Consider the following 13,912-nt stretch of genomic DNA (forward strand, 5'->3'; position numbering starts at 1 on the left):
TTGACAGTCGCGCACCGCAGGCTGAAGGGGTGACCACGACCGAGCTCCCGTCCCGTTCCCCGGCGGCCGGGCCGATCACCGTTCTCACCGAACGGATCGACCCGCGCCTGCTCGCCGCGGCCGGCAGCCTCTGCATCGCGTTGTCGTCGGTGTTCATCAAGGTGTCGGGCACGAGCGGCTCCACGAGCTCGTTCTGGCGGTGCCTGCTCTCGCTCCCCGTGCTGGCCGCGCTCGCCTTCTGGGAGTGGCGGCGCACGGGCGTGCGGCCGAAGATCCTTTTCCCGTTGCTGGGCGGAATCGGTCTCGGCCTCGACTTCGTGCTGTGGGGCGAGTCGATCCCGCGCGTCGGCGCCGGGATCGCGACGGTGCTGCTCGGCGTGCAGGTCGTGGTCGTGCCGCTGCTGGCGTTGCTGTTCCTCTCCGAACCCCCCGGCCGCCGCTTCCTGCTCACGGCACCGGTGCTGCTCGTCGGTATCGTGCTCAGCGGCGGGTTCCTCGGCAAGAGCGCCGTCGGCTCCGACCCGCTCAGCGGCGCGCTCCTCGCGCTGGCCGCCGGCGCCGGCTACTCCGGCTACCTGCTGTTCATCCGGCTCAGCAGCGGCCCTTCGACGCAGATCCGATCGCTGCTGCTGGCGACGCTCTCGGCCGGCGCCGTCGCCGTCGCGCTCGGGGTGCCCACTCACCGGCTCGACTTCACGCCGGGGTGGCCCGCGTTCGGCTGGCTCGTGGCCCTCGCATTCGTCGGCCAGGTCGTCGGCTGGCTGCTCATCGCCGCCGGGCTGCCGAGGATGACGTCCGCGACGGGTTCGGTCCTCATGCTGCTGCAGCCGATCGGCGCCGTCGGCTACGGCATCGTGCTGCTCGGCGAGGAGCCGACGGTGCTGCAGCTGGCCGGCTGCGCGGTCGTCGTGGCAGCGGTGTGTTTCGCCGGCCGGGCGCCGCGGGAGGTCAGCTCTCCGGGAACGCCAGTCCCACCGACGCGAGGATGGCGCTCACGAGCTCGCGCGCCTCGTCGCGACGGAACTCGATGACGTCCGGCGTGCCCAGCAGCTCCTCTTCGAGCTGCTCCACCGGCCACGTCACCACGGTGCCGTGCCGCGCGAGCAGCAGCCCGACGTCGCGGATCCGGTAGATGTCCCCGATGTCGAGCCACGCGTAGAGCAGCAGCTGCCACAGCCAGCGGCCGACGCGGTCGGGATCACGGACGCCGACCACGGTTTTCACGTCGAGCAGCGTCGCGCTGCCGTCGCCGATCCCGCCGGCCGGGTCGATCGCGCCCAGCAGCACGTCGCCGTCGGCCCAGCCGGGGACGATCGTCGGCCCGGCGATGCCGAGCTGCGCGCCGTCCGGCGGGTTCCCGCCCATCCGGCGCAGCTCCCACAAAGCGCCGCGGTCGTGCAGCCGCTTCGCGATTTCCGCCAGTTCCGAGACCTGCTCGTCCGTCGCCAGCCCGCGCAGCGCGTCGACGCTCGCGCCACCGCCGTCGACGATCCGCGCCAGCCCCGGGTCGATCCCGCCCGCGCGGTAGACGTCCTCACACGCCGAGACCACGAAGTTCGTGCGCGCCAGGCCGGCCTCCACACCGGGCGAGCCCAGCGTTCCCGGTGGTGCGTAACGATCTTGGTACGCGCGAGCGCGGTCGAAGAACTCCGCCCATGCCCCGGCGACGCCGGGCAGCGGCTCGGCCACCGCGCCGCCGAGCCGGTCGCCGAGATCCAGCCACGTCGTCGCGGCGGGCCGCACGCCGAGCGCACGGGCGCGGAACTCCGGCGGCAACCCCCGGTGCGTCGGGTACTCGGCGGCCTGCGCGTGCGCCCACGCCCCGGTGGCCCACTGCGCGCCGACGAGCCCGAGCAGCGCGTAGTACGGCGGCGCCGGCTGCACGAGATCGGCCACGCGCTGGCCGAACGCGCCCCCGATCTCGGCCCAGTGCCGGCGCGGGACGTCGCGGGCGGCCGGGCGGACCGGCCGCACGTCCTGCACCGCCGCCTCCACCCGGGCCGCCGCGGCGGGCGTGCCGGTGAACACCCGGGCGCACCAGGACGTGAGGACGCTCGCCGGGTCGGCCAGCTCCGAGGTCAGCGACACGCGGTCATCCCGCGAGCGCCTGGCCTTCGCGGAAGAACGCGAGGAGGTCGCCGAGCTCCCGCACCGGGTGCGCGGCGCCGAACGGCGCGTTCCAGAACTGGCCCTGGCGCGGCTCGTGCGGGCCGACGTAGGCGTACGGCTCGGCCAGGTACCCGTCGCCGGGTGAGACGCCGTAGTTGACGGCGCCGAGCGTGATCGCGACGTCGAAGTGTTCCGGCCACAGCACCGGGGTCTCGTCCGGCGCGAACTCCCGCAGGGCCCGGTCGCCGGCGGCGAAGGCCGACAGCAGGGTGGCCACCGCGGCGGCGTCGAGCTCGATCGTCTCGTCGGGTCCCACGGCCGGCCCGTCGGAGTAGACGTCGGCGAGGTCGCTGGGCTCCACCCCGATCGACGCGGCCACCTCGCGGTAGGTGCGGCCGGGCAGCTCGACGGCCGCGGTCGGCGTCCGCAGCCGGGTTCCTTCCACCACCAGGTCGGGCTCGGCGATCGTCGCGAACCCCTCGCCGACCACGCGCAGCTCGATGCGCTCGGACGTGCGGAACTGGGGTCCGGCGAGCAGCAGCTCGGCCACACCGTGCAGGGATCGTCTGGTCGTCGTCAGCGCCGTCATACCCCGATCCTGCCCTTCTCCTGCGCGGCGGGCGAACCGGACACCCAGTACAGTCGCCGCGTGATCAAGAAGGCTCTCTCCGCGGCGCTCGTGCCCGCCGCGCTCCTCGGTCTCGTCGCCTGCACCAACCCCACCGGGAAGTCGTGGGCCATCAGCTACGAGGTCACCGGCAGCGGGACCACGAGCGGGATCACCTACTCGCAGTCGGTCGACCGCTACCAGGACGACGCGACGCAGCACCAGCTCACCGGCCCGCTCGGGCTGCCGTGGAAGCTGGACGTGATCATCAGCGCCGGCCGCGACGCCTCGGTCACCGCCACGCCGACCGGCAACGTCACGCTGACGTGCCGGATCCTGCTGGACAAGCAAAGGGAGCTCGCGAAGGCGACTTCGCCCGCGCCCGGCAAGCCGGTGACGTGCAGCAAGACCACGGACAGCTGAGCCGGCTGCCCTGATCGGAGACGCCGGGACCGGTCCCGCCCGGGTGTGGTGGTCTTGGCCGGTTCCTGCCGCCGTCCACCGGAAAGCGCCCCGCGGGGGTTTGCTCGGCGGACGTCTCCGAGAGGTGGTGCCCGCCGTGTCCGACCCGAGTCCCTTCGAGCTGCCGGCCCCGAAGTACCGGTACGACGACGAAGACATCCGCCACGCCATCTCCTCGGCCCGGTGGGCGATGGCCGCCCAGGCGACGCTGTACCTCGCGCTGTCGGTGCTCGTCTGGGTCCTCGTGACGAGCCTCGACGACGCCGACGGCCTCGGCGGTGTCCTCGCGCTGGCCTCGCTGGACGCCGTGCTGGCCGTGGCGGTGGCCGTCTGCGCGGTGCTGCTCGGCCGTCGCCGGCCCGCGGTGTGGTGGACGACGTTCGGCATCGAGCTCGGGTTCGGGCTGATCCTTCTGGTGGGCGGTCTCGTCACGCTGCTTTCGGCGGGCTCGGGCGGCGGCGCCGCACCGGTCGGTCTCTTCCTGTGGCTGCTTCTGGCGCAGGCCGTGCTGCGGCCGCTGCAGCGGCCCGAGGTGAAGGCGGCGTTCGGGCTGCGCGTCAAAGACGCCGAGTGGCAGCGGGCGGCACGGCGAAAGCGGCGATGAGCGGCGGCGGGAGAGGCGCGCGGAACCGCGTCAGGACAGGAACTTCGCCACAGTCTCGGTGAAGGCGGCCGGGTCGTCGATCCACGGGTAGTGGCTCGCGCGGTGCTGGGTCACGGTGTGCGCGTCGGGGAAGAGCGCCGCGATGGCGGCGGCGATGTCCGGCGGGGTGATCCAGTCGAGCTCGCCGGCGAGCACGAGCACCGGGGCCGTGACCGCGGCCAGTTGGGCTCGGGTGCGCGGCGGGTCGAAGGCGCCTTCGGAGTTGTAGCGGCGGGCGGCGCGGGCGTTGCGCTGGGCCGATTCGGTGGCGTGGTGGGCTTTCGCCGTGTCGTTCCAGCGGCCGTAGTACATCGGGGCGAGGGCGGCCCAGGCGGCGCTCGTGGCGCGCCCGGCGGCGATCTCTTCGTACGCCGCCGCGACGGCCGCGTGCCAAGGTTCCGCGGCCCGGCGGGCGATCGACTCGCGTCGCCGGTCGGGTGTCGGTTCGGAGGCGACGGACCGGGCGCTCGGGGTGATCAGCGCGAGCCGGCCGACGCGCCGGGGCCGCGCGGCCGCGTACCGCATCGCCAGGCTCGCGCCCGCGGAGTGGCCGAGCAGGTCGAGGGTTTCGAGGCCGAGGTTCGCGCGCAGGGCCTCGACGTCGCCGACCTGGCGGTCGCAGCGAAAGGTGCCGGGGTCTTCGGGCTCCGCGGACGCGCCCGTGCCGCGGAGGTCGAGCACCAGCAGGCTGCGGTGCGCGGCCAGTCCCCCGAGGTCGCCGAGGTAAGCCGCGTCGCGCATCGGGCCGCCCGGCAGGCAGACGACGGGTGTGCCGGCGCCGAGCACGCGGTAGGCGAGGGTGGTCCCGTCCGGCGCGGCGAAGGTCGGCATGGGCGGATCTTGGCACCGCCGGGTGACCGGCGGCAAATTCGGTGGTGGGGGCGGGGTTCGCGCCGTAGCGTGCGCGTCGGCATCGAGCACGGAGGAGCGCGACAGTGAGCACGACCCACCACGGGGAAGCCGACGAGCGGTTCGGAGCCGTCGCCGACGCGTTCGCGCGCAACTTCGCCGAGTTCCCCGAACTGGGTGCCGCGGTGACGGTGTTCGTGGGCGGCCGCAAGGTCGTGGAGCTGTGGGGCGGCGTCGCCGACGAGGCCACGGGACGCGTGTGGGAACGCGAAACCGTGGTGCCGGTTTTCTCCTGTGCCAAAGCGATCGTGAGCCTGTGCGCGCACCTGCTCGCGCAGGAGGGGAAGCTCCACCTCGACGCGCCGGTCAGCCGGTACTGGCCCGAGTTCGCACCGGAGGGCAAAGCGGACATCACCGCGCGGATGGTGCTCGGGCACCGCGCGGGGCTGCCGGTGCTGGACGAGACCGTGCCGTTCGAACAGATCGCGCGGTGGGCCCCGGTGATCCGCGCGATCGAGGAGCAGAAACCGTTGTGGGAACCGGGAACCACGTACGCCTACCACGGCCACGTGTTCGGGTTCCTGCTCGGCGAGCTCGTGCGGCGGCTCACCGGGCAGACGCCGGGCGCGTACTTCCGCTCGGTCGTCGCCGAGCCGCTCGGGTTGCGCGCGTGGCTCGGCCTGCCCGCGGCCGAGATGGCCGCGCGGGCCCGGCTGGCCGAGGCCGAGGGCCGCCCGCCCATGCCGCCGCCGGAGCACATCCTGACCCGGATCGTCACGATGAACGGCGCACTCGCGTTCCCGGGCCTCGACGAACCGCACGGCTGGAACGACCCGGCGCTGCTGGGCATGGAGCTGCCGGGCGCGGGGGCGACCGCCTCGGCGACCGGGCTCGCGGGCCTGTACGCGGCCGCCGTCACGGGCCTCGACGGCAGCCCCCGGCTGCTGTCCCCCGCGACCGTCACCGACGCCGTCCGCGAGGTCTCCTCCGGCCCGGACTGGTTCGGCTTCGACGCGGGCGCCCGCTGGGGCTCGGGCTTCCTGCTCGACTCGGCCTTCCGCCCGATGCTCGGCGCGCGCAGCCTCGGCAACGACGGCGCCGGCGGCCAATTCTCCTTCGCCGACGACGAACACTCCGTGGGCTTCGCCTACGTCGCCAACCGCATGGTCGGCCACGGCGACGCTCGGGCCACCAACCTGGTCACGGCGCTGCGCGAGTGCCTGGGGTGACGGGACTTCGCGGCTGACTATCCACATCGGACACTGGCGGCGGCCGGCGTGCGGAGGCGCCGGTCGCCGCGTGGGGCAGCGTCAGCGTGGGCCCGGCGAAGGCAACTGTCGCCGCGAATTCCGAGCGGGCGGGCGACACAGCCGCGTCGGCAAGGCGCTCACCGAAACGGCGGCAAGCAGGCGGCTACCGCGATCAAGCCCAGCCCGAGGAATCCGACGGGCAGGCTCAGCCCGGCAAAGCGCCCGTCGCGGCGAATTCGAGGCGCTTGGCGACCGACACGGTCTGGTCGGCGAAGCGTTCGTAGAAGCGGGTGAGCAGGGTGGCGGCGACGGCGGTGCGCTGGCCGTGGGTCCACTTGGCGGAGGTGATGGTGGCGAGCACGCGGGCGTGGAGGGCGTCGACGGTTTCGTCGGAGCGGCTGAGCTCCGCGTAGCCGCCCTCGACGCCGCCGCCGCGGATGAACTGGGTGAGGCGGTCGGCCATGCGGGCGGTGACGTCGCCCAGTTCGGCGAAGACGGGCTCCAGGTCGGCGGGAACGGTGCGCTCCGGGTGGCTGCGCCGGGCGGTGCTGGCGATGTGGGCCGCGAGGTCACCCATCCGCTCGATCTTCTCGGCGCAGTACACCACCGCGAGCACGCCACGCAGGTCGCCGGCGACGGGGGCCTGGAGGGCGAGCAGCGAGTACGCCTCTTCCTCGCATTCGGCGCGCTGATCGTCGAGGTCGGAGTCGGCGCCGATGACCTGCTCGGCGAGCGCGAGGTCCGCGGTCAGCAACGCGCGGGTCGCGGACCGCATCGCCGCGGCCGCGGCGTCACCCATCCCGGCGAGCCGTTCGTCGAGCCGGTCGAGGTCGTCCTTGAAGCCTTCGCGCATGAAGTGCGACTCTACCGAGGTCCGGCCGACCGCGCTGTGTCGGCCAGTTCCTCGACGTGCTCGAGATCCACGAGCTCGGACGTGTGACCGCCCTCGTGGCCCCCGGGCACACGGCACACCGCGCCGTCTTCGGCGAGCGCGCCGCACTCCGCGCGGGCCTCCAGCACACGCCGGCCGGGCCACCACCGCAACCACCACCTCGGGCCGCCGGGCCCGTCACCGCGGACGCCCGCGACGTGCTCGTGGCCGTGTCCTGCCTCGAGCTCGCAGTACAACGACGAGGACGCCCCGCGGACCGCAACACTCCGCAGGACCGATCGTTCCCGCCCGGACAGCTCCAGTGGCTCCAGGCACAGCGCGCGATCCGCCATGACCCCAGAGCGTAGGCGCATTCGCGCGCGCCTGGTTCCCGGCCCTGGTCCACCGGCGCGTCGCACCTGGTCACAGGCCCGGAAACCGTTGCACTGAACCGGATTCCGCCGGCGTCCGTGATGGGCGGTGAGCCGGGCGGACGATCCGGCACTTCGAGAAAGGGTTCGTGTCCCATGCGCGTCACCACCGTGGCCACCGTCGTCTCCTTCGCCGCGCTCGCCGTGTCCCTCACCGCGTGCAGCGGTTCGACGGGTGGCTCGGCCTCGCCCGACTCGCTCGTCGCCCGCAACGCCACGGCGTCGGCGAGCGCGCCCGCCACGGTTGCGGCCCCGCCGCAGGCCCCGTCGACATCCGCGAAACCGCCTGTTCAGAAGGCCGCCTCGGCCGAGACGTTCCACGCGGAGCTCACCCTGCAGCCCGACCAGAACGTCGCCCTGCTGACGCTCGAGAACCGCGGCAAGACCACCGTGACCCTCAAGGGCTGGCCGAAGCTGCGGTTCCTCGGCGCCGACGGCTCACCGCTCGGCTTCCCGATCCACGACGTCGAGATCCCGGGTGCGGCCACCGCCGTCACACTCAAGCCCGGCACGACCGCGTTCGCCGGCGTGAAGTGGACGCTCGGCGACAAGGCCGACCCCGACGCCTTCGTGGCGAGCAACTTCGAGGCGACCCCGCCCGGCACCACGGGAACCACGAACATCGACCTCATCGGCCTCGACGGGCAAACCGTTCAGGTGCCCCAGTTCCCGATCAAGTCCGTGGAGGTCGGCACACTGCAGCCCGCCGCGCAGGGCGTGCTCGTCTTCTGAGTCCACAACGGACGGTCAACCGGGCGGCGCGACCAGCAGCTCCAGCGCCGTGCCCACCGAGGCCAGCAACGCGTCGTCGCGTGAAGCCAGCGCGACGACAAAAGCGCCTTGCAGCAACGCGAGCACGGCGTCGGCGAGCGTCTCGGCCGGCTGGTCCGCCCGCACGTCACCGCGCCGCTGCCCTTGCCGCAGCAGCTCGGCGATCCGTCCTTTCCAGACACCCAGGTCCTCGGCCAGCTGTGCGCGGAACACCTCGTGGTCCGCGCACAGCTCCGTGGCCAGCTTGCCCGCCAGGCAGGCGTCCCGGTGCCCGGACGCGATGAACCGGTCGGCCATCGCCCGGAAGTAGCCCGAAAGCACAGCGGGTGTGGTCAGGTCCGCGCGGCCGCTCCACTCGCCGAGCTGGTCGAGCTGGAACTGCACGTACCGCGCGAGCACCTGCTTCGCGAAGCCTTCCTTCGAGCCGAAGTGGTGGTAGAACGAGCCCTTCGGCACCCCGGCGCCCTCGAGGATCGCGTCGATCGTGGTGCCGTGGAAGCCGTGGACGTAGAGCCGGCGCATGCCCTCGCGCAGCAGCTTCTCCCGGTGCGGGATCGTCGTCGACGCAGTCATCTGCACCTTTCCGCATCGGCCGGACTCGGGCCACGCGGAGCGTAGCGCCGGGCGCCGGGCCGGTCCAGCCGACGGCGCGGGATTACGTGTGCAGTCCCGCGACCAGCAGCGACACCAGGCGGCGCGCGTCGTAGCGGTCGTCGTTCTCCGCGCCGATGCACAGGTTGCCGACGCCGCGCATCAGCTCGTAGGCCTCGACGTCGCCGCGGATCTCCCCGGCCTCGGCCGCCGCGGTGAGCAGCTGCGCGCACACCGGCATCAGGCGGTCGAGGAACAACGAGTGCAGCGCCTCGAACCCGGCCTGGTCGGACTGCATGGCGCCGGCGAGCCCGTGCTTGGTCACGAGGAAGTCGACGAACAGCTCGATCCAGCGCCCCAGCGCGGCGTGCGGCGTCGGGCCGCTCTCGAGCAGCCGCGGCCCGGCCTCCGCGCACGCCTCGATCTGGTGCCGGTACACGGCGACGATCAGCTCCGCCCGCGTCGGGAAGTGGCGGTAGATCGTGCCCATCCCGACCCCGGCCTTCGCCGCGATGTCGCGCACCGGCGCGTCGACCCCGGACGCGACGAACACCGCGGCCGCCGCGGCCAGCAGCGACTCCTCGTTGCGCCGCGCGTCCGCCCGCTTCGTCCGCGCGACGGGCTCCTCGTTCACCACAGCTCTCCTCATCGACCTGAACGGAACACTGTTCCGCCTGTCCATGATGCCACGCGGGCGGCGGCTCAGTGCGGCGGCGGCGCGGCCTGGAAGCTCCCCGCCGGCAGCCGGTCGGCGCCCCAGCTGCGTTCGATGTACCCGCCGATGCGCTCGACGTCCTCGGCCGGCACCTTCTCCGGCTCGCCGTGTTCGAGCGGGTCGACGTGGAAGAGGTAGAGCCGCGAGGCGAACTGGTCGAACGGCAGCGACGCCTCGCCGAAGCGTTCGCCGTTGCCGGCGGTGGAGACGACCACGCCGTCGCCCCAGTCCTGGCCGCTGTCGTTGTTGGGGTTGAAGAAGTACACGCGCATCACGTCCTGCGGGTCGGGCGCGACGCGCAGGATCGTGATCGCGTGCCAGCCGACGTAGCGCGCGGCGCTGTCCGTGACGGCGACGCCGGCCGGCTGCGGGTGGATCAGCGGCTGGTCGCCGTTGTAGGCCGGGTGGTAGCTGGCGTGGAAGGCCCGCAGGAACTCGTCGAGGTCGATGAGGTTCCCGGTGGCGACGTCGACGTTGATGCGGAAGCCGCGGAACGCCCACCAGCCGTGGAACTCGGGGTTGACCCAGCGGTGCGGGTCACCGGGGCGGTCGACGCAGCGCCGGCCCATCTCGGCGTAGATGCGGTCGAGGTGGGGCACCACGAGCAGCGACACCGGGTCCAGGTCCACGGGCAGCTTGCGCGCGACGCCGCCCTCGCTTTCGCGCGACGAGATCGGCTGGCCCTCGAAGTGCATGGTGATCTCGTCGTCGCGCGCCGCCCACACGACCATCTGCAGCAGGTAGTCCGGGTCGTTGCCCGCCCACATCGACAGCGCGCGGGCCGACTGGCAGGTCGGGTTGTCGCCCTGCCCGACGCCGAGCGGCAGCCCGAGCATCGACAGCACGCCGGCGGTCAGGCGCGCCTTCGCGTCGGGCGCGGGGCCGAACACGGCCGTGAGCCGCTCGCGCGCGACCGGGCCGAGGGTGAGCGCCAGCTGGCGCCACAACGCGGGCACCACGGGCGGCTCGTGCAGGATGCCGCGGTCGAGCAGCAGCGCGAGACCGTAGACGCACTGCGCGGTCTCCGGGTGCACGGCCTCCTCGATGAGCTGGTGCACCAGATCGCGGTAGCGCAGCAGGCAGTTGCGCCCGGTGTCGGACAGCCCGAGCGCCTCCGCGACGAGGTAGTCGCCCTCGTTGCGCACGAACCGCAGCAACTCGGCGTGGTACGGCGAAACGAGCCCGGTGTCGTGCATCGCCCGTGCGAAGCCGGACGCCTCGTACTGCAGGCCGCCGGCGTCCATCGCCTCCAGCCGCGCGCGGAAGACCTCGAAGCCCGGGTCCTCGCGGCACGCCTCGGTGGTGCCGAACAGGCTCGTGATGAGCCGGTCGAGCCCCTGCCCGGAGTTCGGGCCCAGGTCCACCTCGGGATCCCCGCGGTAGACGGAGATCCGCGTGATCAGCGACTGCACCTGCTCGACCTGGATCGGCCGCTGGCGCAGGATCCGCCAGATCTCCTCGACGAGCTTGTCGAGCACGCTGGCGTAGCCGATCCCGTCGGCGAGGTGGCGGAACAGCGCGCGGATGAGCTGCGCGGTCCGGCCCTCGTGCGCCCGCTCGGCCTCGGTGGGCGGGGTGAACAGCAGCTCCAGGTTCATCGCCAGGACCTGCGAGAGGAACCCGCGGGCGTCCTCCGCGGACAGCGTCGGGTGCTCGTACTCCCCCAGCGCGACGGCGAGCATGCGCAGCTCGCTCGCCGCCTCGATCACGACCGTGTCCGCTTCGCCGCTGTGCAGCCCGGCGCCGACCAGCGCCGGCAACAGGATCTCCGGCGAGGCCCAGTCGGTGCCCAGGTAAAGCCCGGCTTCGTCCAGCGCCTGCGCGCGGGCCTGGACGGCAGCGGCCCCGCCGGGCTGCAGCAGCACGCGCCGCAGGGCCTCCAGCACCCGCCGCAGCTTGGCGTGCTTGCCGAAATCGCGCGTCTCGGCCATGGCCTGGACGGCGTCGTCGAGCGAAGCCACCCGTTTGGCGAGGGTGGTACCGCCCGTGCTGTCGGCGTTCGGATTCACTGGTGTTACCCCGGTCGGCTCTCCCGCCTGGTTCTCAGACGTAGAAGTCGAGCTCTTCCTGCTTCTTCAGCGTTTCGCGCATCCGGTAGGCGTCGTCACCGAAGAAGTACAGCAGTCCCCAGTGGGTGCCGAACGCGGTCCGCTTGGTCACCGTCTCCTCCAGCGGTGCCGACAGGTCGTGGGACTCGTAGTAGTCGTCGTCTTCGGTCTCTTCCGGGATCCGCAGCTCGCTGACGACCCGCCGCCGAGGGTAGACCCCGAAGCAGCCGGCGACACCGGTCGCGTCGACGACCTCGCGCGGGAAGAACGCGTCGATCTCCTCCTCGGTCGTCTTCGGGTCGAACGCGAGCGCCAGCGCCTGGTAGGCGTTGAAGCCGTAGGCGCGTTCGAGCAGCTCGAACACCTTGAAACCCGGCGGGCGGTAGGCGACTTCGCCGAAGTACATCTCGCCGTCGCTGGTCACGAAGTACTCGGGGTGCACGAACCCGAACTCGATGTCGAAGGTCTTCACGAGCTTCTCGATCTGCGCGGTGATCTGCGGCCGGTAGCGCTCCAGCTCCGGCGTCGCGGGCACGAACACCGAGTACCCGAGCGTGACGTACTCGGAGATGTTGAGGAACTTGATCTTCCCGCCGTGGATCCACGCCTCCACGGCGAACTCCCAGCCGTCGAGGTGGGATTCCATGAGGACGGGGAACTCCTCCTCCGGGATCATGTCGATCTCGTCGGGGGTGCGGATCACGCGGTGGCCCAGGCAGCCGGCCTTGTCGAACGCCTTGAGGTGGATCGGGTCGTTGGGGTCGCCGTCGAGCTTGAGCAGCGTCTGGTTGACGCGCTTGAGGAACCGCACCACGTCGTCACGCGCGTGGGCCTCTTCGAAGATGCCGACGCGGATCCCGCCCAGCTGCGCGCGGCGTTTCATCAAAGCCTTGTCCCGCAACAACATCGCCTGACCGAACAGGCGCGGGTTGTCCATCAGCACGGAGTTGATCGCGCCGGCCCACTCCACCGTCTCCTCGAACAGCGGGATGGCGACGTCGACCCCCTCCTGCTTCAGGGTTTCGGCGATCTCCATCGACCGGTCGTTGAGTCTCTCGAAGTTCCACGGCAGGTACGGGATGTCGTGCTCGGCGCAGTACTCCTCGGCCCAGTCGGGCGCGACGACCACGTAACGGCGGTCGAAGCGGTCGAGCGCCTCGACCGCGTTGAGACTCCAGCCGAGCACGGCCAGATATCCTTTGTCGGGATTCTTGGTGACCGGTGCGGGCTGGGCCATGGACCGCTCCTCTGTTCGGCGCGTACGTGGGATCGGACGGGGTCTGTACCTCCACGGTCCCAGATGTCCGCGCCCCCCGCCGATCGAGCGGGCCGCAGGTCCATTGTGGATACTCCCGATCCCGCGGCCCGATGAGATCCAGGTCACGTCCGGTCCGCTCGCCGCGCCACCCGTTCGGGTGCCTGCCATCCTGTGCGCTCAAGAACGCGCGGTTAGCGCCGGAGCTCGACGCCGCACCGCGGCCGGGAGGACAGTCATGGGAATCATCAGCTGGATCGTGCTGGGCCTGATCGCGGGGCTGATCGCGAAGGCGCTCATGCCGGGCAAGGACCCCGGCGGCTGCATCATCACGATCCTGCTCGGCATCGGCGGCGCGTTCGTGGGCGGCTGGGTCGGCAAGACGCTCTTCCACGTGCAGCTCGGCACGTTCTTCGACCTGCGCACGTGGGGCCTGGCCATCCTCGGCGCACTGATCATCCTCGTCGCGTACCGGATGATCTTCCACCGCAGCCGGGACTGACCGGCGGCGGGGCGGCTTCTCTGTTCGGAGAGCCGCCCCGCCGGTGGGTCACTTCACGCGTTCCAGCAGCGCGAACAGGTTCTCCCAGTGCCGCTTCTCGCCGGCCTCGTCGTAAGCCGCCGTGTCGGTCATGGTGTACCCGTGGGTCGCGCCCTCGTAGACCTCCGAGCGGTAGGTGACCCCGGCCTCGTCGAGCGCGGCCTCCAGCGTCTTGATCTGCTCGGCCGACATCGAGTGGTCCTGGTCGGCGTGCCCGAAGTACACCTCGCCGGTGATCGAGCCGACGCCCAGGTGCGCGCTGTCGGGCGCGTCCGTGACCACCCCGCCCGCGTGGAACGCGGCGATCGCCTTGACGCGCTCGGGGAACGCCTCGATCACGCGCAGGGCGTTGGTGCCGCCCATGCAGTAGCCCGTGATCACGACCGGGCCCTGGGCGACCCCTTCCTGCGCCGCGAAGAAGTCGAGGTACTTCTCCGCGTCACGCTGGATCGCGTTGTCCGTGCCCAGGGCCTGGATCTGCGGCATGATCTTGCCGAAGATCTCGCCCCGCTTGTCCGGATCGCCCAGTTCCGCCACGTCGATCTGCGGCGCCCGGCCGCCGCGGTAGAGCAGGTTCGGGGCGAGCACGGCGTAACCGGCCTCCGCGATGCGCTCCGCCATCTCCTCGATCCGCGGCCGCAACCCGAACGCGTCGATGAACAGCAGCACCCCGGGGTGCGGCCCGCCGTCCGGAACGACCAGGTACGAGTCGGCGACCCCGTCTGCGGCCGGGACGTCCACCTTCTCCTTGCGCATGTCACTCCTGTCG

General features: G+C 72.2%; 16 protein-coding genes. 6 read left to right on the forward strand and 10 right to left on the reverse strand.

Annotated features, from left to right (window positions below; all coding sequences use genetic code 11):
• Positions 1 to 29: 29 nt before the first annotated feature.
• Positions 30 to 1,031, forward strand: a complete 1,002-nt coding sequence (locus AB0878_RS04740) for a DMT family transporter (protein ID WP_366576515.1) — start codon at positions 30 to 32, stop codon at positions 1,029 to 1,031.
• Here the strand turns inward: AB0878_RS04740 and AB0878_RS04745 are convergent.
• A complete protein-coding gene (locus tag AB0878_RS04745) occupies positions 949 to 2,088 on the reverse strand; it encodes a hypothetical protein (protein ID WP_366576517.1) in 1,140 nt (379 codons plus the stop codon). The genes AB0878_RS04740 and AB0878_RS04745 overlap by 83 nt on opposite strands.
• A 4-nt stretch (positions 2,089 to 2,092) precedes the next feature.
• Entirely contained in the window at positions 2,093 to 2,698 is a 606-nt protein-coding gene (locus tag AB0878_RS04750) for a hypothetical protein (protein WP_366576519.1), read from the reverse strand.
• A gap of 60 nt (positions 2,699 to 2,758) precedes the next feature.
• Between AB0878_RS04750 and AB0878_RS04755 the strand changes: the two genes are divergently transcribed.
• Together AB0878_RS04755 and AB0878_RS04760 are read left to right on the forward strand one after the other, a co-directional pair.
• Entirely contained in the window at positions 2,759 to 3,139 is a 381-nt protein-coding gene (locus tag AB0878_RS04755) for a hypothetical protein (protein WP_366576521.1), read from the forward strand.
• A gap of 136 nt (positions 3,140 to 3,275) precedes the next feature.
• Positions 3,276 to 3,782, forward strand: coding sequence for a hypothetical protein (locus tag AB0878_RS04760; protein WP_366576523.1), 507 nt, complete (start codon positions 3,276 to 3,278; stop codon positions 3,780 to 3,782).
• A gap of 30 nt (positions 3,783 to 3,812) precedes the next feature.
• Here the strand turns inward: AB0878_RS04760 and AB0878_RS04765 are convergent, their stop codons facing one another.
• Positions 3,813 to 4,652 carry an alpha/beta hydrolase gene (locus tag AB0878_RS04765; protein ID WP_366576525.1) on the reverse strand — a complete coding sequence of 280 codons (840 nt, stop codon included), beginning with the start codon at positions 4,650 to 4,652 and terminating at the stop codon, positions 3,813 to 3,815.
• 104 nt (positions 4,653 to 4,756) lie between these two features.
• Here AB0878_RS04765 and AB0878_RS04770 point away from each other — a divergent pair, with 104 nt between their 5' ends.
• Positions 4,757 to 5,899: a serine hydrolase domain-containing protein gene (locus AB0878_RS04770; RefSeq protein WP_366576527.1), complete on the forward strand. Its 1,143-nt coding sequence runs from the start codon at positions 4,757 to 4,759 to the stop codon at positions 5,897 to 5,899.
• A gap of 226 nt (positions 5,900 to 6,125) precedes the next feature.
• Here the strand turns inward: AB0878_RS04770 and AB0878_RS04775 are convergent, their stop codons facing one another.
• On the reverse strand, positions 6,126 to 6,773 hold the full coding sequence (locus AB0878_RS04775; protein ID WP_366576529.1) for a phosphate uptake regulator PhoU: 648 nt from the start codon (positions 6,771 to 6,773) through the stop codon (positions 6,126 to 6,128).
• Positions 6,774 to 6,784: 11 nt separating this feature from the next.
• Positions 6,785 to 7,144 (reverse strand): hypothetical protein, encoded by a 360-nt coding sequence (locus AB0878_RS04780; RefSeq protein WP_366576531.1) that lies wholly within the window; start codon positions 7,142 to 7,144, stop codon positions 6,785 to 6,787.
• Positions 7,145 to 7,318: 174 nt separating this feature from the next.
• Between AB0878_RS04780 and AB0878_RS04785 the strand changes: the two genes are divergently transcribed.
• A complete protein-coding gene (locus AB0878_RS04785; RefSeq protein ID WP_366576533.1) occupies positions 7,319 to 7,954 on the forward strand; it encodes a DUF4232 domain-containing protein in 636 nt (211 codons plus the stop codon).
• 15 nt (positions 7,955 to 7,969) lie between these two features.
• On the opposite strand, the gene AB0878_RS04790 is transcribed toward AB0878_RS04785, so the two are convergent.
• The 4 genes from AB0878_RS04790 to AB0878_RS04805 all read right to left on the reverse strand — a co-directional run bounded on the left by AB0878_RS04790 (position 7,970) and on the right by AB0878_RS04805 (position 12,584).
• Positions 7,970 to 8,566 carry a TetR/AcrR family transcriptional regulator gene (locus AB0878_RS04790; RefSeq protein ID WP_366576535.1) on the reverse strand — a complete coding sequence of 199 codons (597 nt, stop codon included), beginning with the start codon at positions 8,564 to 8,566 and terminating at the stop codon, positions 7,970 to 7,972.
• Positions 8,567 to 8,648: 82 nt separating this feature from the next.
• A complete protein-coding gene (locus AB0878_RS04795; protein ID WP_366576537.1) occupies positions 8,649 to 9,218 on the reverse strand; it encodes a helix-turn-helix domain-containing protein in 570 nt (189 codons plus the stop codon).
• 68 nt (positions 9,219 to 9,286) lie between these two features.
• Positions 9,287 to 11,308: a hypothetical protein gene (locus AB0878_RS04800; protein ID WP_366576539.1), complete on the reverse strand. Its 2,022-nt coding sequence runs from the start codon at positions 11,306 to 11,308 to the stop codon at positions 9,287 to 9,289.
• A gap of 34 nt (positions 11,309 to 11,342) precedes the next feature.
• Positions 11,343 to 12,584: a carboxylate--amine ligase gene (locus AB0878_RS04805; protein WP_366576541.1), complete on the reverse strand. Its 1,242-nt coding sequence runs from the start codon at positions 12,582 to 12,584 to the stop codon at positions 11,343 to 11,345.
• A 256-nt stretch (positions 12,585 to 12,840) separates the two neighbouring features.
• Here AB0878_RS04805 and AB0878_RS04810 point away from each other — a divergent pair, with 256 nt between their 5' ends.
• Positions 12,841 to 13,104, forward strand: coding sequence for a GlsB/YeaQ/YmgE family stress response membrane protein (locus tag AB0878_RS04810; RefSeq protein ID WP_364058448.1), 264 nt, complete (start codon positions 12,841 to 12,843; stop codon positions 13,102 to 13,104).
• A 48-nt stretch (positions 13,105 to 13,152) separates the two neighbouring features.
• On the opposite strand, the gene AB0878_RS04815 is transcribed toward AB0878_RS04810, so the two are convergent.
• On the reverse strand, positions 13,153 to 13,899 hold the full coding sequence (locus AB0878_RS04815; RefSeq protein ID WP_366576543.1) for a dienelactone hydrolase family protein: 747 nt from the start codon (positions 13,897 to 13,899) through the stop codon (positions 13,153 to 13,155).
• Positions 13,900 to 13,912: the final 13 nt, after the last annotated feature.

This window comes from Amycolatopsis sp. NPDC047767 (assembly GCF_040704195.1).
Taxonomy (GTDB): domain Bacteria; phylum Actinomycetota; class Actinomycetes; order Mycobacteriales; family Pseudonocardiaceae; genus Amycolatopsis.

Excerpts from the sequence above, each read along its gene's own strand:
- AB0878_RS04750 (WP_366576519.1), bottom strand. The coding sequence starts at position 2,698 with ATGACGGCGCTGACGACGACCAGACGATCCCTGCACGGTGTGGCCGAG.
- AB0878_RS04765 (WP_366576525.1), bottom strand. The coding sequence starts at position 4,652 with ATGCCGACCTTCGCCGCGCCGGACGGGACCACCCTCGCCTACCGCGTG.
- AB0878_RS04775 (WP_366576529.1), bottom strand. The coding sequence starts at position 6,773 with ATGCGCGAAGGCTTCAAGGACGACCTCGACCGGCTCGACGAACGGCTC.
- AB0878_RS04780 (WP_366576531.1), bottom strand. The coding sequence starts at position 7,144 with ATGGCGGATCGCGCGCTGTGCCTGGAGCCACTGGAGCTGTCCGGGCGG.
- AB0878_RS04785 (WP_366576533.1), top strand. The coding sequence starts at position 7,319 with ATGCGCGTCACCACCGTGGCCACCGTCGTCTCCTTCGCCGCGCTCGCC.
- AB0878_RS04790 (WP_366576535.1), bottom strand. The coding sequence starts at position 8,566 with ATGACTGCGTCGACGACGATCCCGCACCGGGAGAAGCTGCTGCGCGAG.
- AB0878_RS04805 (WP_366576541.1), bottom strand. The coding sequence starts at position 12,584 with ATGGCCCAGCCCGCACCGGTCACCAAGAATCCCGACAAAGGATATCTG.
- AB0878_RS04810 (WP_364058448.1), top strand. The coding sequence starts at position 12,841 with ATGGGAATCATCAGCTGGATCGTGCTGGGCCTGATCGCGGGGCTGATC.
- AB0878_RS04815 (WP_366576543.1), bottom strand. The coding sequence starts at position 13,899 with ATGCGCAAGGAGAAGGTGGACGTCCCGGCCGCAGACGGGGTCGCCGAC.